This is a genomic window from Amycolatopsis sp. NPDC104863 (genome assembly GCF_055582965.1).
This window is the reverse complement of the sequence record NZ_JBVJOW010000002.1, coordinates 39,488-60,126: the sequence shown is the minus strand read 5'-3', so window position 1 is coordinate 60,126 and position 20,639 is coordinate 39,488. Positions and strand designations below refer to the sequence as shown.

The following is a 20,639-nucleotide window of genomic DNA, read 5'->3' as shown; positions in this document are numbered from 1 at the left end:
GGGGCAGACTACTGGAAACCGGCCGACTGCGGGAGATCTCGCAGGTCAACGCCGGTGCCGGCCACGACCTGAGCAGGGGAGACGATGCACGCAGCCGATGCGAACCGGATCTTCCCGCCGGCCGGCCGGACCGCGCAGAGGGCCGTCAGGGCCACCGCGACCAGTAGCAGGAGCACCCCGGCCGTAGAGCCGCGGCGGCCGGCGAAGACGCAGGGCTTCCGCCGCCGGGCGGCGCCGTCGCTCGGCGACGGGTAGCCGCCGCCGGGGGACTCACCGGGCGCCGGGTCGCCACCGAAGGCCCGGGAGCCGCCGGAGCCCGGCGGGGCGCCGCCGAGCGGCAGGTAGCCGAGCCGGACCGCCTCCGCCAGCGCCGCCGACACCGGCGCGAGTCCGGTGCGCAGCTCCCGGCACCGGACGCAGTCCCGCAGGTGTTCTTCGAACTCCGCCGGATCGTCGAGGACACCGAGCTCGTAAGCCGCGGCGTCGGCGTGCCGCCCCCTCATCGCACCGTCACTTCCCCGAGCGCCTTCCGCAATTGCCGCATCGCCGTGTACAACCGCGATTTCACGGTTCCCTCGGGAATTCCCAGAATTGTTGCCGCCTGCCGGACGGTGTTTCCGGCGAGGTAGGTCTCGGTGATGACGGACTGGTATTTCTCGTCGAGTTCCACCAATGCCTGAGTAATCGTTAGTGCGGCTAACGAACTGTCCGCGCGATCAGCGGACTCGGCATTTTCCGGGATCTCCAGAGCGACCTCCTGCGGGCGGACCCGGCGGTTTCGCCAGCCGTCGATGACGATCCGGCGGGCCACGGTGAGCAGCCAGCCGCGCAGCATTCCGGGCTCGCGTTCGAGCGTTCCGGAGTGCTGCCACGCGCGGATCATGGTCTCCTGCACCACATCCTCGGTCCACTGCCGGTCATAGTTGGTCAGGGACAACACCTGTGCGAACAGCGTGGCGCGGAAGTCCTTGTACAGCAACGGAACCAGATCATCCGCAGAGCTGGGGGCGACGTCGACCGCGGTGGTGGACGGGGCGTAGCCGACATGGCCGCGACTTTCTCTGCCCAGTGCTTCCATAAAGCTCGCAACCTCACCTGACTGGCGGACCGTGGGGCCATCGGAGCGTAGCGCAAAAACACTTAATAGGCCATATGCATTAGTTTCCCTGCCCAATTGGGCGCGGTGGCTACGGTGACCATGGAAGGCGGGTTCAAATTGTGTCTTGTGATGCACGTCACAGTCACTAAAAGGTGACGGTGAGAACCGGATCACACCTTCTCCCCGTAGCTCCCGGTGAGGACTACTTCGCGAAGGGACAACGGGGATGCCGCTCCGATTCGTGGCTTTGCTCACCGCCACGACCGCGCTCGTGCTCGGCCTGGCCTTCCCGGCCGCCGCCGGCGAGCTGCAGCAGTCCGACCGGACCCTGCTGACCCGGCTGAAGCAGCACACGCTCTGGGCCGGGCCGGCCAGCAGGCTCGCCGCCGAGCGGGCCACCAACCGGCGGGTGCAGGCCGTCGCGGGCCGCATCGCCGACGACCAGGCCCGCCTCGACGTCGCCCTGCGCGCGGTCGCCGACCGGCTCGCCTACGCGCTGCCCACCGAGCCGACCGGACAGGAGCGCGCGTGGGCGGACGAGCTCGCCGCGGACTCCGGCGACGACTTCGACCGCGCCTACGTCAACCGGGTCCGCGCCGAGTACGGCAGCCTCTTCGCACTCGCCTCCGACGTCCGCGCCGGCACCCGCGACGACGACGTCCGCGCGTTCGCCCAGACCGCCGTCGACACCGCACTCGGCCACCTGACGCTCCTCGAGAGCACCGGGCTCGCCGAGACGACGTCCCTGCTCGTCTCCGCCACCGAGGACAACAGCCTCGGCGGCGGCGACCTCGCGCTCGGGGCCGTGTTCGTGGCTTTCGCCGCAATCGCCACGTTCGGCCTGCTCCGCCTGCTCGGAACCCCCGGCAGGACCCAGCCGCGCACCCGGAGGTAAGCCCGCCCATGTCCCCATCCGCCGCGCTGGTCCCGGTGTCGCCGCACGACACCGGGATCGCCGAGGCCGCCGCGCTGTCCGGCCGCCTCACCTACCTCTGCATGTGCCTCGCGCTGTGCTGGGGCGTGCTCGCCGCCACCGGCTGGGTCCGCCGCCTCGGCGGCCGCGACGCCCTGCGCGCCGGGCACGTCCTGCTCTCGGCGTTCACCCTCGCCACCGGCACCCTGCACGGGCTGACGTTCCTCTTCCTGGAGGACGACCCGTTCGGCGTCACCGACCTGCTCGTGCCCTTCTACGACGGCACCCCGCGGCACGCGCTCGGCATCGCCGGGCTCGAGCTCGTGATCGCCGTGTCGGTCACCGCCGGGCTGCGCCGCGGCGCCCGCGAAGGCCGCTGGCTGCGGTTCCACCAGCTCGGCTACCTCGCCATCGGGCTGCTCGCGGTGCACGCCTGGCTCGGCGCGATCTCCGCCGGGCACCTGGCGGTGGTCTGGCTCGCGGGCATCACGCTGCTCGTCCCGCCGGTGGTGCTCTCGGTGCTGCGGGTGCTGCCGACGTCGGCCCTCGTCCGCGCCGGGCTGATCGAACCGGCGCCCGAGGAGCCGGAGCCGGCCGGGCTGCACGTCGACGTCGACAGCCAGCGCTGCCACGCCTACGGGGTCTGCCAGGCGGAGGCGCCCGGGGTCTTCCAGCTCGGCCACGACGGGCACCTCGAGTACGAGAAACGGCCGGGGGCCGGCCAGGCATCGAACGTCCAGGCCGCCGCGCGCGCCTGTCCCATGCGAGCCATCCACCTGTTGGGAGCCACCCGATGAGCGAACGCATCGTCATCGCCGGAGCCGGCCTCGCCGGCCTGCGCGCGGCCGAACGGCTGCGCGAGCTCGGGTTCGACGGCGAGGTCGTCGTCATCGGCGCCGAGCCCGACGTCGCCTACCACCGGCCGGCGTTGTCCAAGCAGCTGCTCACCGGCGCGGTCAGCCGCGCCGACACGCTGCTGGTCGACCCGCTCGAAGTCGACGCCGAGTGGCGGTTCGACACGCCGGTGACCGCGGTGTCGCCGAACCGGCAGGTCGTCCACCTGCGGGACGAGGAGCTGCGCTACGACGGCCTGGTCATCGCCACCGGGGTCGAGCCGCGGCGGATGCCGGGCGCGCCGCACGGCCACCCGCGGGTCGTCGTCGTGCGCACGCTGTCCGACACGACAGCCCTCCAGCGCGCCCTCGCCAGCAACCCGGGGCCGGTGGCGGTCGTCGGTGACGGCTTCATCGGCTGCGAAGTCGCTTCGAGCCTTCGCGAGATGGACCGCGACGTCATCCTCTTCGGCCGGGCGCGGGCGCTCATGACCGACGTCCTCGGCCCCGACATCGGCGACTGGCTCACCGCGCTGCACACCGCCCGCGGGGTCCACCTCGAGCTCGGCACCACCATCCGCCGCTGGCGCCCCTCGCCGACCTCGGTCGGGCTCGAGTTCGCCGACGGCCGGGCGGTCGACGTCGCGTGTGTCGTGGTCGCGGTGGGCAGCGTCCCCGCCGTCTCGTGGCTGCGCGGCGCGAAGCTGCCGCTCGACGACGGTGTCGTGTGCGGACCCACGTGTCACGTCGTCGGGTCGTCCACGATCGTCGCCGCCGGAGACGTCGCCCGCTGGCCCAACCTCCGCTACGAGCCCACGCCGCAGCGTGACGAACACTGGCTCAACGCGGTCGAGATGAGCCGTGTCGCCGCCGAGAACCTCCTCACCGGCCCGCAGGGCTCCCCGGCCTACACACCGGTGCCGCGCTTCTGGTCCGAACAGCACGGCGTCCGCATCCAGGTCGCCGGGCGGCCGGCTCTCGGCACCGACACCGTCCTGCTCGAGTCGCCGGTCGCCGGCACCCGGCCGATCACCGGGTTCGTCCGCGGCGGCCGGCTGGTCGGCCTGATCGGCCTGGACAGCCCGGCGGCCGTGCTGCACTGGACCGCCGAGCTCGCCCGCCAGCACCCGGCGCCCGGCCGGTACGAGCCACCGCCGCCGGAGGTCCGGCCGCGCCACCGCAGCGGGGCCGTGGCCGGGTACTGAGCTACGATCCTCCGGCGGACGAGCTGGCAGGGCGGTCGCGAGCCGGGGCGACCCGGTCCGAGGAAAGTCCGGACTCCGCAGGGCAGGGTGGTTGCTAACGGCAACCCGGGGTGACCCGCGGGAAAGTGCCACAGAGAACAGACCGCCTCCGTTTTCGAACGGGGGTAAGGGTGAAACGGTGGTGTAAGAGACCACCAGCGTCCCGGGCGACCGGGACGGCTAGGTAAACCCCACCCGGAGCAAGGCCAAGAGGGAGCGCGAGCTCCTGCGCAGGCGTTCGAGGACGGCCCGTCCGAGCCTGCGGGTAGGCCGCTGGAGCCTGCCGGCGACGGCAGGCCGAGATGGATGGCCGCCGCCCCGCGAGCCGCGAGGCGACCGGGGAACAGGATCCGGCTTACATGCCAGCTCGTCCGCTTCCTTCCGCAGCTGGTCGTGAGTGGGAATTAGGGTTCTAACCCGAATTACCACTCACGACGGCCGGAGTCTCGCCAGCGGTGGTTACCCGGTAGTAGGGTGCGGTCATGGCGGGCGACGAGAAGCGGTTCAAGCGGGCATTCGACTCCTTGCACGCCTTTGCGTACTTCGCACCCGAAGTCGACGCGGCGCTCACCGGCATCGGGCTCCGGCCGGGGCGGATGCCGTACTTCGCCGGACGCTCGGCCGCCATGGGCGCCGTCGGGCCCGAGGTCGTCGCCGCGACCTTCTACAACTTCAACCCCGAGGTCGTCGCCCGGACCATCCCGCGGGCGTGGACCCTGGCGACCCCCGACCAGGTGCTCGACGCGCGGCTCGAGGGCGTCGACCAGGCGCTGACCCGGCTGCTCGGTGACCACGTCAAGGGTGACGACGTCGCGGAAGCCGCGGAGCTCGCGCGTGAAGCCTCGGCCGGCTGCCACGGCGAAGGCCGTCCCCTGTACGCGGCGCACGCCGGCCTGGGCTGGCCGGGGGAGCCGCACCTCGTCCTCTGGCACGCCATCACCCTGCTGCGCGAGCACCGCGGGGACGGCCACATCGCCGCGCTGGTGCTCAACGGCCTGAGCGGGGTCGAAGCCGTCGTAACGCACGTCGCGACCGGCGGTGGCTTCACGACCGAGGCGGCGAAGCGGACCCGCGGCTGGAGCGACGAGCAGTGGGCCGCCGCCGAAGCCGGTCTTCGCGACCGGGGGCTCTTCGACGCCGACGGCGCGCTCACCGACGAAGGCGCCGCCGTCCGCGACCGGGTCGAGATCGCCACCGAGGCCGCCGCGCGCGGGCCGTGGGAGCACCTGGGCCGCGAGAAGACAGCCCGGCTCGAAGAGCTCTGCCGCGGCCTCAGCGCCCGCGTCGTCCAGGCCGGCGCGTTCCCCGCGGGTGTCTTCGCACAGCGACGATCCTGACCAAGATCACGCTATGTAGTGAAAATCCTGTGAGGTTCTGAGCGCCCTGTGACGGACGGCGGCGACGGTGAAGATCGACATCCCTCCGGACCGGCCGAAGGGCAGTTACGGAGCGGACTCGCGCGACAGGGCCGTTCGGGTCATGTCACACTATTCCCGGCCGCACAACGGCCACGGCGTAAGTACCCACAGTGAGCAAATCCCGGGCAATGGGGTGAGTTCGTCAGCACACTGAGAAGTATGGGTGCCCGGGCTTTAACCCGAGGGCCCTTGCCGCGATGATGGTGGGCGTGGAGTTTTCGTGCGCCGCGCGCGCCACGCCGGTTGACAAGGCAGCCGTCCTCTACGCAGCGCGCTTTGACCACTACCCCTCGTAGCCGCCATGATGTTGTTCGAAGCACCGCCTGAGCCAGAACCGCGCGGGCCCCACCGCGCACCGGGAGTATCGCGATGATGACCTTGACCACCCTCGACACGCTGGCCGCCGGCGAGCTGGGCACGGGAAACGTGCGCACCTGGCTGATCGACAACATCATTCCGCTGGTGCTGCTGGCCGTCGCCCTCCTCCTGCTGTGGCTGGGCGGTGGCAAGGGCGACAACGCCGGCGTGATGCGGCGCCTCGCCGGCGTGGTCATCGCGCTCGCGATCATCGGGCTCGCGGTCAGCGGCGCCGGCGTCAACGTGGGCCAGTGGATCGCCGGCCTGTTCACGGGCTGAGGCGGAACCGGCGTGCGCATCAGGACTGATGACGAGGTCTACCGGGTCGACGCCGTGTGGCTCGGCCCGCCGAAAGCGACTTTTCCCTGGAGGGCCCGGTACGTAGCCTGGCTCATCGGCATCCCGGCGTTCTTCGTCGTCCTCGGCGTCGAACGCTGGGCGGGGTGGAGCTTCGGGTTCTTCTCGACGGCGTGGGCGTTCATCGCCACCATCGTGATCACCCGGCTGCTCACGGCCAAGATCAGCCACGAGCGCCCGCTCGGCGCCGTGGTCGCGATGGCCGGGCGCGAGCTCAACGCCCCCAGAGAGGTGACCACGGGCACGGGCGGCGCGGTCAGCGCCAGCCGCGTCCGGGTGCGGGCGACCCGCCCGTTGCCGAAGCACCGCCGAAGGCGGCAGTACCAGCACCACGGCGTGCCGCCGGGTGCGGCGGAGTTCACCCAGGGAACACCACGAGCGCGCCGGAGCCGCAGCAGTGCGGCTCGGGCCGGGAGGTAGTCGTTGTTCGGTCGCGGCGGTAGCCGAGGAAAGCAGGGTCGGGACGCTCACTCGGGCGCGTGGCAACCGCCCGAGCAGGTCCGCGCGGCGCGGAACGGCTCGGGCGGCAAGGGCGGCCGGCGCCTGACCGGCGAGCAGGCCATTCCCGCGTACACCCCGTCGATCGCGGTGCGCAGCATCGACGGTCACCTGGTGCGCACCGGGTTCGAGGTCTACGCCTGGTACCGGCTCGCGCCGCAGCGCTGGTCGTTCCGCTCGGACTCGCAACGCCGTGACCTCGTCGCGGCCATCGCCGGGCAGTACGCCGAGCTGCAGGGCCGCTGGCTGCACCTGCGCGTGACGAACCGGCCGTACCCGATCCGGATGTGGGCCGAGGCGCACGTCTACAACGCGCACGGCCGTCCCCAGGACGTCCCGGGCGCGATGTCGTTCGACGACTACCTGATCGGCGAGCAGCAGCAGCTCATGGGTCGTTCGATGGCCGAAAAAGAGGTCTACATCGGGGTCCAGGTGCAGACCCGGCGGATGGTCGACCGCGCGGTCGAGCGGGCCGCGCCGGTGCTGCGCAAGATCCTGCCCGAGGCCGTCGACGCCGAGCTGACCGCGCTGGACTCCGAGGTCGAGCACCTCGACCAGGTCATCGGCAGCGCCGGGCTGGAAGGCCGTCCGGTGCACGCCGAGGAGATGTCCTGGCTGATGCACCGCTCGTGCTCGCTCGGCCTGCCCGCGCCGCGGAACATGCCCGCGGTGCCGGGCGCGGCCTGGGAGCCCGAAGACCTGGCCAGCTTCACCGACGCCGCCGACTACTACGCCGACCCGTACGCGCCGACGGTGACCGTCCGCGGCCGCACCGGCTCCAACGCCGGCGTCTCGCGGCACCTGGCGATCTTGACGGTGGGGCAGATGCACGGCCTGCAGATCCCCGAGGTCGACGACCCGTGGATCCAGCACGCCGACCGCCTGCCGGCCGCGGTCGAGGTGTCGGCGCGCATCTACGTCCGGCGGCCCGAAGAGGTCGCCAACGAGCTGCAGCGCCAGATGAACAAGGTGCGCTCGCAGGTCAAGCACTACACCGACGAGCACGAGCTGGAGCCGCCGCAGTCGTTGTCGCGCCAGGCCGGGCGCGTGCTGGAGATCGACGACGAGATGACGTCGGGCTTCACCGCGCTCGCCACCCGCGTGCGGTCCTGGTGGCGGCTGGCGGTGTCCGGCCCGACCGAGCGGGACGCGCTGCGCCTGGCCCAGCAGCTGCTCGACCTCTATAAGCCGAAGATCGCCATCGAGCACCCCGAGGCCCAGTACGCGCTGGCCCGGGAGTTCATCCCCGGCGAGCCGCTGGCCTCGGCGGCCTACATGCGTCGCGGGTCGGTGGTCTGGGCGTCCTCGGCGGTCCCGACGGCGACGGCGGAGGTCGGCGACCGCCGCGGCATCCTGCTCGGCGAGACGTGCACGGCGACCCGGCGCCCGGTCGCCTGGGACCCGTGGATGGCCCAGGAGATCCGCGACGGCTCGGGCCTGACGGCGATGGTCGCCGGCCTGGGTGGCGGCAAGTCGTTCCTCGGCGGCGGCATCGTCTACAAGACCCTGCGCGCGGGCGCGAGCTGGACGATCCTCGACCCGTCCGGCCCGCTGTCGCGCCTCTGCGACCTGCCGGAGCTGCGGCCGTACGCGCGGCCGATCAACCTGCTCAACGCCCAGCCCGGGATCCTGAACCCGTACCGGGTGGTCGCCGAGCCGCTGATCGAGCACTTCATGGACGAGGACGACCCCGAGCGCTCCTGGCGCCGGGAGAAGGCCCTGGCCGGCGCGACTCGACGGCGTCTCGTGCTGGACGTCCTGACCGGTGTGCTGCCGTACGAGGTCTCGCGGATGGCGCAGACCCGGATCGTGCTGCTGCGCGCGGTCCGCACGGTCGGCGGCCGGTTCGACGCCGACCCCGGCCAGGTCATCGACGCGCTCCGGCGGGACTCTTCGGAGCACCACGAGCACGCGAGCGTCGTCGCGGACTTCCTCGACGAGATGCGCGAGCGGATGGCGCTGCTCATCCCGGAAGCCGACGCGGACCCGTACTCGGAAACCCGCGACGACCGGCTGACGGTGCTGACGATGGCCGGGCTGACCCTCCCGAAGGACGGCGTCCCGCGCGAGTACTGGACGGACGCGGAGTCCCTCGGCGTCGAGATGCTGAACCTGGCGGCGTGGCTGACCCAGCGGTCGGTGTACGAGAAGCCGAAGGAGATGCGCAAGGGCGTCTGGATCGACGAGGCGTTCTTCCTGTCCGAGGTCCCGACCGGCCGCGTGCTGATGAACCGCTTCGCGCGTGACTCGCGCAAGTGGAACGTCCGCGTGCTGCTGTCGTCCCAGATCCCGGCGGACTTCCTGAAGATCCAGGGGTTCGTGACCCTGCTGGACTCGGTGTTCGTCGGGCGCCTGGACGACGACGACGCCCAGGCGGACGCCCTGCGGCTGCTGAAGGTCCCGGTGGGTGTGGGGTACGAGCAGGTGGTGGCGGCCCTGGGCCGCCGCCCGGGAGCAGCCCAGCGCGGCCTGGAGCGCGACGTCGAGCCCCGTCAGTTCATCTTCGGCGACGGAGCGGGAGGGGTCGAGCGCATCCGCGTCGACTTCTCCGGCCCGCACCTCGACCATCTCCGCGCGGTGATGGACACGACCCCGGGTTCGAAGGACGCGGCGCCTTCACGGCGTCCGGGCAACGAGCTGGCGCTTCCGCCGAACGCAACACCGGAGAAGCCGTTCGTGGCCTCCCCACCCGAGGACGACATCGAGCTGGAGCAGGACTTCGAGCTGGCGGCGGAACTGGAGGTCGGCCTGGCCGACGAGAACCTCCTGGGAGCCCCGGACCCATTGGCGGCCGAGACCGGCGAAGTGGAGGGCGGCGTCCAGCCGTCCAACGGCCACGGCGGCCAGCAGGAGCACGCCCGCACCGGCGGAAAGGGCGGCACCGGCCGGGACGCCGCATGAACGCGGCCCGGAGTCGAAGTACCGGCCCCGGCCAGCGCCGTCGGACATCGGGTAGCCGCGTCGCCACCGTGGAGCGTGCCGCATGAACACGCTGATGACGCTGGCCGTGGTCTTGACCCTGGCCGCGGCGTGGCACGCGCTGAAGCGCCGCATCAAGGAAGGCCCACGACCGCGCCGAACCCCCACCCGCAAGGCGACGATGTTCGCCGTCATGCTGGTCCTGGGCCTCCAGGCGATCGCCACGGCCCCGGCGGCGAGTGCGGCCGCCTGCGGTGAGGCCCCGAACCCGGAACGCCCGGGCGCGGGCATGGTCGGCGCGATCGACCCGCCGGAGGGCCACGGCGAACCGAACAGCGCGTACATCGACTACAGCTACGCCGGCATGGTCTGGAACACCTTCGAGACCAACTGCTCGGCGCTGAACCTCACCCCCGCGGGGTCCACCTTGGACACCTGGGGCGGCAACCAGCTGTTCAACCTGGGCAAGAACATCGTCGGAGCGACCAGCTCACTGCACTACACGGTGCTCGAAGGTGGCCTGCTGAACCCGATCTACGCCGCGGTGAAATCTGGTGCCGAGAAGGTCTACAACAACATCTACGCCCAGTTGTTCGGCCTGGTCGCGCTGATCCTGTCGATCATGATGTTCCGCAACATCTGGCGGGGTGACCTGGCCGCGGTCAGCAAACGGGCGCTGTACGCGCTCGCCGGAGTGTGGCTGGCGGCGTCCTCCTTGGCGATGTTGCGGTACTTCGACCCGATCGACAAAGCGATCGTCCAGACCACCACCAACATCCAGGCGGGCTTCGTCGACGAGAGCGGCGACCGGATCATCCGCGACATCCTGCCGACCCAGCTCCACACGCAGATCGTCTATAACAACTGGCTGCGCGGGGAGTTCGGCACGCCGACGGCGCCGCAGGCCGAGCAGTTCGGCAAGCCGTTGCTCGACGCCCAGGCGTTCACCCGCAACCAGCTGGTCAACGGCGACGACGGGAACCAGTCCGTCATCGACGGCAAGAAGAACGCCTACAAGGACATCTCCACCAAACTCGGCCCCGCCACCGGCTACTTCACCGGCGAAGCCGGCGGCCGCACCGGCGCCGGCTTCCTCTCCCTCGGCCAAGCCCTCGTCTACTCGCTCTTCCAGCTCCTCGCCAAGGCAAGTGTCCTCCTCGCCCAGGTCCTGATCCGCCTCTTCGCGCTCACCGCGCCGCTGATCGGGCTCATCGCCCTGCTGCACCCGGAGATCCTGCGCCGCGTGCTCAAGGTCGCCGGCGGGGTCGCGTTCAACCTCGTCGTGCTCTCCGTGCTCGCCGGCGTGCACGCGCTGCTGTTGCAGGCGATCTTCGACGCCGGGAACTCGCTGAACATGCTCACGCAGATGGTCCTCGCCGGGCTCATCACCGTGCTGCTGTTCATGGTCGGGCGGCCGGTGCGCCGGCTGTGGCAGATGGTCGAGATGTCGGTCAGCATGGTCGGCGCCGCCGTGCCGTCGCCCGGCGGCGGGATCTTCTCCCGGTTCCGGCGCAACAAGAACGGCCCGACCCCCCAGGACGAGTTCTGGCAGCACGTGCGCGAGACCGACGACGTCGTCGACGGCGAGCAGCGCGGGCCGCTCGGGGCGACCGCGGGGGGCGGCCGCTTCCGGCCGGAGGCCACGATCTTCGCCAACGCCCAGCGCCTCGACAACGGCTCGGGCGCGTCCCGGCCGGCCGCGGCCTGGTCCGGCGCCTGGCCGGGTGCCATCAACGGCGGTCCGGCCGGCGCCCTGCCCGCGGGCGGGCGCCCCGGTTCGCCCGTGTTCGGCCAGTACAACCCGGCGAACGGCGACGGCGGCGACTACGTCGTCGTCGGGCCCGGTGGCCGTCCGACGCTCCGGGGTGAGGAGAGCCGGCGGGTCGACACCTCGCCGGTCGCCGACCGGCGGTGGAACGACGAGCCCGAGCCCGTCGTCGTACCTTCGGACCTGCGGGCCCCCGAAGCCGAGTTCAACGGGTACGCCGCGCAGGAAGCGCCGCGGACGCCGGGGGTGCGCGCCCAGCCGCGGCGGGTCGACCCCGAAGTGGTCGCCGGCAAGCCGGTCTTCGTGTTGTACCGGCCGTCGCGCGGCATCGAAGTCCGTGAGGAACCGCGTGAGACCGACCAAGTGATGGGGCGGTGACGGATGCCGATCCGGACCAACCGCGGCCGCGCCGCGGTCTACCGCCGCCTGTGGGGGTGGCCGCTGCGCTCGCCCCGCCACCTCATCGGCACGCTGGTCTTCCTGGCGATTCTCATCACCGCGCTCGGCATCGTGCTGCCGAAGGCGATCGGCAAGCAGCAGGCGAAGGCGTCCCCGACCACCGGCACAACGACCACGTCCGTGACGGCGACGCCGCCGGGCGTCGCCGCGCCGGTGCCGACGTCCAACCTGCCGACGCGGCTGTCCACACCGCTGGCCACCCCGACCTCGGCGGCGCCGAACGCCGACGCAGTCCGCGTCGCCAAGGAATGGGCCGCGGCCTGGGTGAACCACCCGGCGGGCATCACGTCGGAGCAGTGGCTGGCCCAGCTCAAGCCGTTCACGACGGAGGAGTACCTGCCGGTGATGTCGTCGGTCGACCCGGCGAACGTCCCGGCGACGAAGGTCACCGGTGAGCCGACGGTCGGCACGTCCTACACCAGCTCGGTGCAGCTGACGATCCCCACCGACGGGCCGAAGCTCGCCATCACGGTGGTCAACACCAACGCGGGCTGGCGCGTCGCCGACTACGACCAGGCGAGCTGACCGTGCGGCGGCTGGGGGTGTGGCTGGGGCTGATCGTGTTCGTCGCGATCGGCGCCCTCATCGTCACCGCCGTCGCCGCCAAGGTGGTCATCGACAACCAGCAGGCGCAGGCCAGGGGCGTGTCCCTGCAGAGCTGCGACGCCTCGGTCGGGCCGACCCAGCCCGGCCAGGGCGAGCGCGGCGCCGTCGACGCGTCGAAGCTGGACGAGGAGCAGCGCGGGATCGTCGCGCTGATCGTCTCGATCGGCAAGCAGCGGACGCTGGCGCCGCGCGCCTGGCAGGTCGCGATCCAGGCCGGGATGACCGAGTCGGGGCTCCACAACCTCACTTACGGTGACCGCGACTCGCAGGGGATCTTCCAGATGCGCCCGTCGATGGGCTGGGGCTCGGTCGCCGAGGTCACCAACCCGACGTATGCGGTCAACAAGTTCTACGACGTCCTGCTCGCGGTGCCGGACTGGGAGAACAAGCGCCCGGGCGACGCCGCGCAGGCCGTCGAGCGCTCGGGCTTCCCGGACCGGTACCACAAGTGGGAGCCGATGGCGGCGAAGCTGGTGGAGAACGTCGGCCAGGTCGTCGACGTCGTCGCCTGCGGCACCGGCCTGGGCCAGCTGCTGCCGCCGAGCCAGGCCGCGGCCAAGGCGATCAGTTTCGCGCTGGGCGAGCAGGGCAAGCCATACGTGTGGGGCGCCACGGGCCCGAACTCGTACGACTGTTCGGGCCTGATGCTGCGCGCGTACGAGTCGGCGGGGATCATCCTGCCGCGGGTGTCACGCGACCAGTACCACGCGGGCGCGATGCTGCCGGTGCGCGAGGCGCAGCCCGGTGACCTGCTGTTCCTCGCGACGGATCCGTCGAACCCGGACACGATCCACCACGTGATGATGTTCCTCGGCGACGGCAAGGTCGTCGAAGCCCAGCAGGACGGCGTGCCGGTGCACACCCGGGACTTCTCGTTCGACGAGCGTGAAGTGGTGCCGCAGGCGGTCCGCCCCGGCGTTTAGCATGGGGCGCGAGGGCCTTGACACGAATCGGCCGATTCACCCGACGTCGCGGCGCTTCCACGAGCAGGTGGCCGCGTACTGGCAGAGGATGAGCACGTGGGACGGAAATTCGGCAAGCGCGGCAGGTCCGGCGCGGGCGAGCCCCAGGACCCGGCGTCGCTGTTCGGCGCGCCCCAGCCGCCCCGGCAGTCGGCTCGCCCCGCGTCCAGCACCCCGCTCGCCGACCAGCTGAGCCAGGGGTATCCGGGCGTCGACCAGGGGTACGTGGTGCTGCCGCGCTCGCTGGCCGAGGGGATGTCCCTGCCGTGGCAGCACCAGATGGCGGCGCTGCTGGCCCAGTTCCACGCCGAGCACGCGGCGCTGGCATGGCCGATCTACCGGGTGGTGCCGTCGCGGTACGAGCGGTTGGAGGACCTGGACGAGGAGCAGCTCGCGGAGGCGGGCTACCTGGTCGAGATGGACGCCGACGGCGAGATGGTCTACCGCGAGCGCAGCGGGCGGAAGGTGGAGGATCCGCAGAACACAACGGTGCTGGTGTCGAGCCTGGACCCGATCCCCCGACCGGCGGCGCGTCCCTCGCCCCCGCCGCCGGGGGCTCCGCCGGCACCGGGGCAGGCGCCGGCGCCGATGAACATCGGCCCGGCGCCGGTGTGGCGGACGGTGCCGCATCCGCCGCCGGCGCAGTCGGTGCCGGGGACGCCGGAGCAGCAGCCGAGGCCGCCGCGGCGGACGTCTCCGGGGTGGACCCAGGCTCCGTCTTCGTCTGGGCCCTCGATCGAGCCTGAGGTCGATCCGCCGGGCGCGGTGAGGGCCCCGTCGACTGCGCGCCACGCGGCCCCGGAGCCTTGGGAGACCCGGCAGCCCGCGCAGTCCGAACCTGCACCGACGGAGACGGCAGCCGAGGGCGCGCCGCAGGAGAACGAACCAGCGGCTGATGACAGCCGATCCGAATCCGAATACGCATCCCAGGAAGCCAGCCGGCCTGAGGCTGCGGCTCCGGTGGAGGCCGGTGAGCAACCTGAGCCTGTCGCTCCTGGGCAGGTCGCCGACCAGCCGGAAGCGGCCATCTCGCCGAGCGAGGACAAGCTGGCACATCCGGTTGCACCTGCCGCCGAGGGTGCAGCGCAGACTGAACCTCACCCGGCGTCCGACAGTCCTGCTGCGCCGTCGGCCGAAGGTTCGCCTGGTGCCCAGCAGTCAGAGCCGCCTTCCGCGCAGCCATCTGTCGCTTCGCGGCCTGCGGCCCAGGAATCGCTGCCCACAGGTGCGGAGCCGCCTGCAGCGCCGCAGCCACCGGAGGGTCCGCAATCGGCGACGCTCGGTGCATCGCAGCCCATGCCCGACGCGGCACCGCAGCCACGGGAAGTTTCGCAGCCGGCGACGCCCGTTGCTTCGCAAGCATCTGCGGCTTCGCAGCGGATGCCCGACGCGGCGCATCCGCCCGTCGCTTCGCAGTCGCTGCCCGATGAGCCGCAGCGGCCTGCCGATCCGCCGCCCGCGCCGCTCCCTGGCGCTGATCTGCCCGAGGCCTCCGGGGCGGTGTCGCCCGATGTGGAGCCGCCTGCCGATGAGCCGCCCACTGGCGCTGAGTCGCCCACTGGCGCTGAGTCGCCCGCAGCCTCCTGGTCGCTGCCGCCCGATGAGCCGCAGCGGCCTGCCGATGTGCGGCCGGCGCCGCCCACTGGCGCTGAGCTGCCTGAAGCCTCCGGGGCGGTGTCGCCCGATGTGCAGTCGCGTGCCGATGCGCCGCCCACTGGCGCTGAGCTGTCTGCCGCCTCCGGGGCGGTGCCGCCCGACGTGCAGTCGCCTGCCGATGCGCCGCCCATCGGCGCTGAGCTGCCCGCAGCCTCCCGGTCGGTGCCGCCCAATGAGGCGCAGCGGCCTGCCGATGCGCAGCCGGCACCGCTCGCCGGCGCCGAGCCGGCTGCTGACTCCTCGCCGATTCCGCCCAGCGCACCGCCGCCGCCGGCGCCCATCGCGCCTCAGCCGCAGCAGCCTGCGGTCGGCGGTTCGCAGCCGCCGTGGGGCCCGGCTACCGGAGCTCCCGGCACTGGCCTCTCTCCCGACTCGAGCGCTCATGCCGCCCAACCCGCCACTTCGGCCTCGGGCAACGCTCCGGTGTCCGGCTCAGGTGCGGTCCCGAACTTCTCGCCAGCGCCGTCCCCAGGGACGGTGCCAGGCGCCGGCCCGGTCCCGAGTAGTCCGGCTCCGCCCGCCGGCCCGGTGCCCGGCTCGGATTCGGCCCCGAACCTTCATTCGGCCCCGCCCGGTGGCCCGGCCGGTCAGGCTCCGGGTTCCGGCCCCGCTCCGGACACCACTCCGCCCCCAGCTGCTGGCCCAGTCTCGACTTTCCAATCGGCGCCACCCACCCCGGCATCGGGTGCCGGTCTGGTTCCCGGCCCCGGCGCAACCCAGAACCCGCCCGCCGGTCCGGTCCCGGGCAACGCTCCGGCACCCAGCTCAGGTCCGGCCCCGACCTCCCAGTCGCTGCCGCCCGGCCAGGGCCACGCTGCGGGCCCGACCTCCAGCACTGGCTCGGCCCCAAGCTCTGCGCCGACCAGTTCGAGCCCGGCGGCGACCAACCCAGGTCCTGCCGCACCCAACCCGGGCCTCGCGTCGACCAGCTCGGGTCCCGGCGCCACCCTGATCCCGCCCGCCGGTCCGGTCCCAGGCAGCGCTCAGGCACCCCTCTCAGGTCCGGCCCCGGACTTCCAGTCACCGCTGCCGCCCGGCCAGGTCCCCGCCGCGAGCCCGACATCCAGTAACAGCCCGGCTCCAGGCCCTGCGCCGACCAATTCCGGCCTTGCGGCGACCAGCCCCGGTCCTGCGGCTGCCAACTCAGGCCTTGCGCCGACCAACCCGGGTCAAGCAGTGACCAATTCGGGCCCTGCGCCGACCGGCCCGGCCGCCGCGTCACCCAACCCGGCCGCCGCGCCGGCCAACCCGGCCCCCCGCCCCCCAAAACCCGTCTTCCCTGGCCCCGAATCCACCCCCCAGCCGTTCCCAGCCCGCCACGCCGCCCCAGCCCGCCCGGTCTTCCCCGGCCCCGGCACAATGCCGCCGACGCCCGGCCCGAACGCCACGCCCGTCTTCCCCGGCCGGGACACCCCTCTTCCCCAACCCTCCCGCCAGGAACCCGAAACCCCTCCCCGCGGCAACCAACGCGGCTGGTTCGACGAGTTCACCGACCAGCCCGCCGACCCCGAAGAGCCGCCGGACTTCGGACCCACCGGGCAGCCGACCGAAATCCCCTACCGCTACAAGCGGTGACTCACGCTGACAGCCGGGCCGTCGGGTGCCAGGCTTGATCCCATGGCCAACGACCCGAACCCGGACCAGGGGTGGTACTACAACACCCGCACGCACCAGGTCGAGCACCTCGAACGCAGCCGCGGCGTCGACCTGCTCGGCCCGTACCCCGATGAGGCCACCGCCCGGCGGGCCCTCGAAATCGCCAGGGAACGGACCCGGCAAGCCGACGCCGAAGACGACTAGACCGCCAACTGCGGACCGAGGACGAACTCGGGGTCCACCTGCGAGACGAGGTCGGCACCGGCCCACGCCGTCGCGTTGCGCAGGTGGAACTCCACCGCCTGACGCTGGTAACGCGCCCAGTCGCGCTGCTCCGCGTCCACCGCCGCTCGCATCGTGGCCAGCGTTGCGAGGTTGCCGGCCTCGAGCTCGGCGATCGGCCGGGTCGTGCCGCGCTCGGCCGCGCGCACGTGTCCCGACGCCGACAGCCAGCCCAGCAGCGCCGGACCCACCTGCTCCTCGAGGAACTCGACGTCCTCGTCGTCGGTGACCTTGTTGCCCACCACCACGAGCCGCACGCCGAAGTCGCGGGCGTAGTCCGCGTACTGGCGGTACACGCCGACGCTGCGGACCGTCGGCTCGCACACCAGGAACGTCACGTCGAACCGCGTGAACAGCCCCGACGCGAACGCGTCCGCGCCCGCGGTCATGTCCATCACGACGTACTCGCCGTCGACGTCGACCGTGTGGTTCAGCAGCAGCTCCGCCGCGCCGACCTTCGAGTGGTAGCACTTCACACCCAGGTCGTCCTCGTCGAACTGCCCGGTGACGCCGAGCCGGACGCCGCCCAGCTGCCGGAAACACGCCGAGAAGACCGGGTTGTCCTCGAACGGCCGCACCAGCCGGGAACCGCGGCCCGGCGGCGTCGTCTTGATCATCGACGCCGCGTCCGGGATCCGTGGGTTGTCGCCGCGCAGGTAGTCCTTGATCAGGGCCATGTTGTCGCCGAGCGTCGGCCAGGCGAGCGCTTCCTCCTCGGTCGCGCCGAGCGCCACCGCGAGGTGCTGGTTGATGTCGGCGTCGATGGCCAGCACCGGCGCACCGGCGTCGGCGAGGTACGCGACGAACAGCGACGACAGCGTCGTCTTGCCGCTGCCGCCCTTGCCGACGAACGCGATCTTCACTTCTCGGCTCCCTTGATGGTCATGAAGACGGTTTTCATTACGGGCAACGTACACCCGACCGGCCCAAGCCCGATCGGGCGATCACAGGGCCCTCCCGGGGTTAGGGTTGGGGGGTGCCTCCCCTCGTGATCAGGACACATTCGGCGGGCGGGGACTTCGGCCCCCTGCGTGCCGAGTTCGCGCTGCCGGAGTCGTTCGGGCCCGAGGTGCTGGCCGAGGCGGAGGCGGCGGTGCTCGACCCGCTCGCGAGTGCCGGCCCCCGCGAGGACGCGACCGACCTGCCGTTCGTCACCATCGACCCGCCCGGCTCCAAGGACCTCGACCAGGCGGTGGTCGTCGAGCGGACCGCGCACGGCTTCCGGGTGCACTACGCGATCGCCGACCTGGCCGCGTTCGTGCCGCCCGGCGGCGCGCTGGACCGGGAGGCGCGCCGCCGCGGGCAGACGCTCTACCTGCCCGACGGCAACGTCCCGCTGCACCCGCCGGTGCTGTCGGAAGGCGCGGCGAGCCTGCTGCCGGGCGAGATCCGGCCCGCGGTGCTCTGGACCATCGAGACCGACGAGTCCGGCGAGCCGACGGCCACCCGCGTCCGCCGCGCGCTGGTCCGGTCCACCGAGCAGTTCGACTACGAGACGGTGCAGGCGGCGCTCGACACGGGAAACCCGCACCCGTCGGTGGCGGCCCTGCCCGAGCTGGGACGGCGGCGGCGCGAGCTGGCCGTCCGGCGCGGCGCGGTCGAGCTGCAGCTGCCGGAGCAGGAGATCAGCGGCGACCCGGACGGCGGCTGGGTGCTCGCCCGCCGTCCGCGCACCGCCGTCGACGCCTGGAACGCCGAGATTTCGCTGCTCACCGGGATGGCCGCGGCGCGGATCATGATCGACGCGCGGGTCGGCGTCCTGCGCACGCTGCCCGACCCGGAGCCCGAGGCCGTCGACTGGCTGCGCCGCTCGGCCGAGGCGGTCGGCATCGCGTGGCCGGCCGCGGACACCGTCTCGGAGTTCCTGTCCCGGCTGGATCCCCGGCAGCCGGCGGCGATGGCGATCTACGCGGACACGACCCGGCTGCTGCGCGGCGCGGGGTACACCGCGTTCGACGGCGGGCTGCCCTCGCTGACCACGCACGCGGGGATCGGCGGCGCATATGCGCACGTCACGGCGCCGATCCGGCGGCTGGTCGACCGGTTCGCCACCGAGATCTGCCTCGCCGTCTCGGCCGGGCGTGAGGTCCCGGAGTGGGTGCGGGCGGCGCTGGCGGACGTCCCGGAGCGCATGAGCGCGTCGGACACGCTCGCCGCGAAGGTCGAGCGGGCGTGCATCGACCAGGTCGAGGCGTGGGTGCTCGCCGAGCACGTCGGCGGCGAGTTCAGCGCGGTGGTGCTGCGCGCGGACGAGAACAAGGCGGAGATCCTCGTCGAAGACCCGACGGTGATGGCGAAGTGCGCGGGCGAGAAGCTGACGGCGGGGGAGCGGATCGGGGTCCGGCTGACCGCGGTCGACGTCGAGAAGCGGAAGGTGTCGTTCGAACGCGCATGAACCTCGTCGACGATCTCGGGGAGCCCGTGCCGGTGCGCGGCCCGGCTTCGCACGTGGTTTCTCTGGTGCCGTCGCTGACCGAAGCGGTCGAGGTCAGCGCGCCCGGACGGCTCGCCGGCGCCACGGACTACTGCACGCATCCGTCCACTTTGGACGTCCCGCGAGTGGGCGGGTCGAAGTACCCGAAGCTCGACGACGTGCTGGACCTGGCGCCCGACCTGGTCTTGGCCAACTCCGAGGAGAACCGCCCGGAGGACGTGGAACGCCTGCGCGCCAACGGGATCCCGGTCTGGGTGATGGCCGCGGCGGCCACGGTCCCGGCCGCGCTCGGCTCGCTGCGGCGGATCCTGACGCAGGCGTACGAGCTCGAGGAGCCGGAGTGGCTGGTCGAGGCCGAGGAGCTCTGGCGCGAGGTTCAGCCGGCGCGGTGCCACGCGGTGGTGCCGGTGTGGCGCAAGCCATGGATAGTCCTGGGCCGCGAGACCTTCGGCGGCGACGTTCTGCGCCGGATGGGCGTGGCGAACGTCTATGCGGCTTCGGAGGAGCGGTACCCGCGGCCGGACGTCGAGGAGCTGCGGGCGCACTTCGCGGCGGATGCGGATCTGCTGGTGCTGCCGGACGAGCCGTACCTGTTCACCGAGGAGGACGGCCCGGGCCACTTCCCGGGCGAGCGGTACGTCCTGGTCTCGGGGCGTCACCTCACCTGGTACGGGCCGTCGCTGGTCGAGGCCCACACCGCGTTGACGGAAGCGCTGTCAGAGCTTTAGGTCGCGCACCCAAGCCTCCAGCGCGTCGAAGTGCTCGGCGGTGAGGCCGGTGTGCGGGTCGACGGCGATCAGCTCGGTCGGCAGGTCCCTGCGGCGGTCGAGGAAAGACTGCCGGGCGGCCGGGAAGAGGTCGAAGTCGTCGTCGAACCAGGCCAGCGGGCGCCCGGCCGCGAACCGGGCCACCGGGCCGAACTTCCAGCTGGCGGGCCGGGCCTCGAGCTGCCCGGCGAATTGGACGACCGGCAGCGGCGGCAGGCCGATGGCCGGGCCCACCTGGGCGTTCGCCCGGTCCTCCCAGCTCGTCGCCCAGGCCAGCTCCGCGTTCGCGGAATCGGCCAGGGCGAGCAGCGCCGGGCCGTGCGCCGGGTTCAGCCAGATCCGTTGCCGGCGCCGGCTCCAGCGCGAGATCCGCAGCTGGTGCTCGACGTAGCCGGCGGGCTTCGCGTGGCGCGGCGCGGCCCACGGGCTCAGCGGGCCGTCGACGTCGAGCAGGATCAGCGGTCTCACACC

At 72.3% G+C, this 20,639-nt stretch carries 17 protein-coding genes and 1 other RNA gene; 14 read left to right on the top strand and 4 right to left on the bottom strand.

Annotation, left to right across the window (positions count from 1 at the left end; genetic code table 11):
- Positions 1-8: 8 nt before the first annotated feature.
- Positions 9-503, bottom strand: coding sequence for a hypothetical protein (locus ACZ63J_RS09520; protein WP_465403781.1), 495 nt, complete (start codon positions 501-503; stop codon positions 9-11).
- On the bottom strand, positions 500-1,078 hold the full coding sequence (locus tag ACZ63J_RS09515) for a sigma-70 family RNA polymerase sigma factor (protein ID WP_465403779.1): 579 nt from the start codon (positions 1,076-1,078) through the stop codon (positions 500-502). Before ACZ63J_RS09515 ends, ACZ63J_RS09520 begins: the two co-directional genes overlap by 4 nt.
- A 247-nt stretch (positions 1,079-1,325) precedes the next feature.
- Here ACZ63J_RS09515 and ACZ63J_RS09510 point away from each other — a divergent pair, with 247 nt between their 5' ends.
- From ACZ63J_RS09510 to ACZ63J_RS09455, 12 genes are all read left to right on the top strand, one after another.
- The gene (locus ACZ63J_RS09510; protein ID WP_465403777.1) at positions 1,326-1,994 is read left to right on the top strand and encodes a DUF4142 domain-containing protein; all 669 of its coding nucleotides are present in this window, start codon (positions 1,326-1,328) and stop codon (positions 1,992-1,994) included.
- Positions 1,995-2,002: 8 nt separating this feature from the next.
- Positions 2,003-2,809 (top strand): ferredoxin, encoded by an 807-nt coding sequence (locus tag ACZ63J_RS09505; protein ID WP_465403775.1) that lies wholly within the window; start codon positions 2,003-2,005, stop codon positions 2,807-2,809.
- Positions 2,806-4,050 (top strand): NAD(P)/FAD-dependent oxidoreductase, encoded by a 1,245-nt coding sequence (locus ACZ63J_RS09500; RefSeq protein ID WP_465403773.1) that lies wholly within the window; start codon positions 2,806-2,808, stop codon positions 4,048-4,050. Before ACZ63J_RS09505 ends, ACZ63J_RS09500 begins: the two co-directional genes overlap by 4 nt.
- 19 nt (positions 4,051-4,069) lie before the next feature.
- An RNA gene (gene rnpB / locus ACZ63J_RS09495) (RNase P RNA component class A) lies at positions 4,070-4,463 on the top strand.
- A 108-nt stretch (positions 4,464-4,571) separates the two neighbouring features.
- Positions 4,572-5,426: an SCO6745 family protein gene (locus tag ACZ63J_RS09490; RefSeq protein WP_465403771.1), complete on the top strand. Its 855-nt coding sequence runs from the start codon at positions 4,572-4,574 to the stop codon at positions 5,424-5,426.
- Positions 5,427-5,876: 450 nt separating this feature from the next.
- Positions 5,877-6,143, top strand: a complete 267-nt coding sequence (locus tag ACZ63J_RS09485; protein WP_005166545.1) for a hypothetical protein — start codon at positions 5,877-5,879, stop codon at positions 6,141-6,143.
- Positions 6,144-6,155: 12 nt separating this feature from the next.
- Positions 6,156-6,641 carry a hypothetical protein gene (locus ACZ63J_RS09480; RefSeq protein ID WP_465302875.1) on the top strand — a complete coding sequence of 162 codons (486 nt, stop codon included), beginning with the start codon at positions 6,156-6,158 and terminating at the stop codon, positions 6,639-6,641.
- 3 nt (positions 6,642-6,644) lie between these two features.
- Entirely contained in the window at positions 6,645-9,620 is a 2,976-nt protein-coding gene (locus ACZ63J_RS09475; RefSeq protein ID WP_465403770.1) for an ATP-binding protein, read from the top strand.
- 82 nt (positions 9,621-9,702) lie between these two features.
- A complete protein-coding gene (locus ACZ63J_RS09470; RefSeq protein ID WP_465403768.1) occupies positions 9,703-11,784 on the top strand; it encodes a magnesium transporter in 2,082 nt (693 codons plus the stop codon).
- A gap of 3 nt (positions 11,785-11,787) precedes the next feature.
- On the top strand, positions 11,788-12,390 hold the full coding sequence (locus ACZ63J_RS09465; RefSeq protein WP_465403766.1) for a hypothetical protein: 603 nt from the start codon (positions 11,788-11,790) through the stop codon (positions 12,388-12,390).
- Between the two features lie 17 nt (positions 12,391-12,407).
- Entirely contained in the window at positions 12,408-13,394 is a 987-nt protein-coding gene (locus ACZ63J_RS09460; RefSeq protein ID WP_465403985.1) for a C40 family peptidase, read from the top strand.
- Positions 13,395-16,706: 3,312 nt separating this feature from the next.
- Positions 16,707-16,889, top strand: a complete 183-nt coding sequence (locus ACZ63J_RS09455) for a hypothetical protein (RefSeq protein WP_465302866.1) — start codon at positions 16,707-16,709, stop codon at positions 16,887-16,889.
- Here ACZ63J_RS09455 and ACZ63J_RS09450 read toward each other — a convergent pair.
- Positions 16,886-17,830, bottom strand: coding sequence for an ATP-binding protein (locus ACZ63J_RS09450; RefSeq protein ID WP_465403764.1), 945 nt, complete (start codon positions 17,828-17,830; stop codon positions 16,886-16,888). The genes ACZ63J_RS09455 and ACZ63J_RS09450 overlap by 4 nt on opposite strands.
- 125 nt (positions 17,831-17,955) lie before the next feature.
- On the opposite strand from ACZ63J_RS09450, the gene ACZ63J_RS09445 reads away from it, so the two are divergent.
- Entirely contained in the window at positions 17,956-19,362 is a 1,407-nt protein-coding gene (locus tag ACZ63J_RS09445) for an RNB domain-containing ribonuclease (RefSeq protein ID WP_465403983.1), read from the top strand.
- Complete coding sequence (locus ACZ63J_RS09440) at positions 19,359-20,129, top strand: helical backbone metal receptor (protein WP_465403762.1); 771 nt, start codon at positions 19,359-19,361, stop codon at positions 20,127-20,129. The genes ACZ63J_RS09445 and ACZ63J_RS09440 overlap by 4 nt, the downstream gene beginning before the upstream one ends.
- On the opposite strand, the gene ACZ63J_RS09435 is transcribed toward ACZ63J_RS09440, so the two are convergent.
- Entirely contained in the window at positions 20,118-20,636 is a 519-nt protein-coding gene (locus ACZ63J_RS09435; RefSeq protein ID WP_465403760.1) for an HAD domain-containing protein, read from the bottom strand. The two genes, ACZ63J_RS09440 and ACZ63J_RS09435, sit on opposite strands and share 12 nt — an antisense overlap.
- Between the last annotated feature and the right edge of the window lie 3 nt (positions 20,637-20,639).

Excerpts from the sequence above, each read along its gene's own strand:
- ACZ63J_RS09520 (WP_465403781.1), bottom strand. The coding sequence starts at position 503 with ATGAGGGGGCGGCACGCCGACGCCGCGGCTTACGAGCTCGGTGTCCTC.
- ACZ63J_RS09515 (WP_465403779.1), bottom strand. The coding sequence starts at position 1,078 with ATGGAAGCACTGGGCAGAGAAAGTCGCGGCCATGTCGGCTACGCCCCG.
- ACZ63J_RS09510 (WP_465403777.1), top strand. The coding sequence starts at position 1,326 with ATGCCGCTCCGATTCGTGGCTTTGCTCACCGCCACGACCGCGCTCGTG.
- ACZ63J_RS09505 (WP_465403775.1), top strand. The coding sequence starts at position 2,003 with ATGTCCCCATCCGCCGCGCTGGTCCCGGTGTCGCCGCACGACACCGGG.
- ACZ63J_RS09500 (WP_465403773.1), top strand. The coding sequence starts at position 2,806 with ATGAGCGAACGCATCGTCATCGCCGGAGCCGGCCTCGCCGGCCTGCGC.
- ACZ63J_RS09490 (WP_465403771.1), top strand. The coding sequence starts at position 4,572 with ATGGCGGGCGACGAGAAGCGGTTCAAGCGGGCATTCGACTCCTTGCAC.
- ACZ63J_RS09485 (WP_005166545.1), top strand. The coding sequence starts at position 5,877 with ATGATGACCTTGACCACCCTCGACACGCTGGCCGCCGGCGAGCTGGGC.
- ACZ63J_RS09470 (WP_465403768.1), top strand. The coding sequence starts at position 9,703 with ATGAACACGCTGATGACGCTGGCCGTGGTCTTGACCCTGGCCGCGGCG.
- ACZ63J_RS09465 (WP_465403766.1), top strand. The coding sequence starts at position 11,788 with ATGCCGATCCGGACCAACCGCGGCCGCGCCGCGGTCTACCGCCGCCTG.
- ACZ63J_RS09455 (WP_465302866.1), top strand. The coding sequence starts at position 16,707 with ATGGCCAACGACCCGAACCCGGACCAGGGGTGGTACTACAACACCCGC.
- ACZ63J_RS09440 (WP_465403762.1), top strand. The coding sequence starts at position 19,359 with ATGAACCTCGTCGACGATCTCGGGGAGCCCGTGCCGGTGCGCGGCCCG.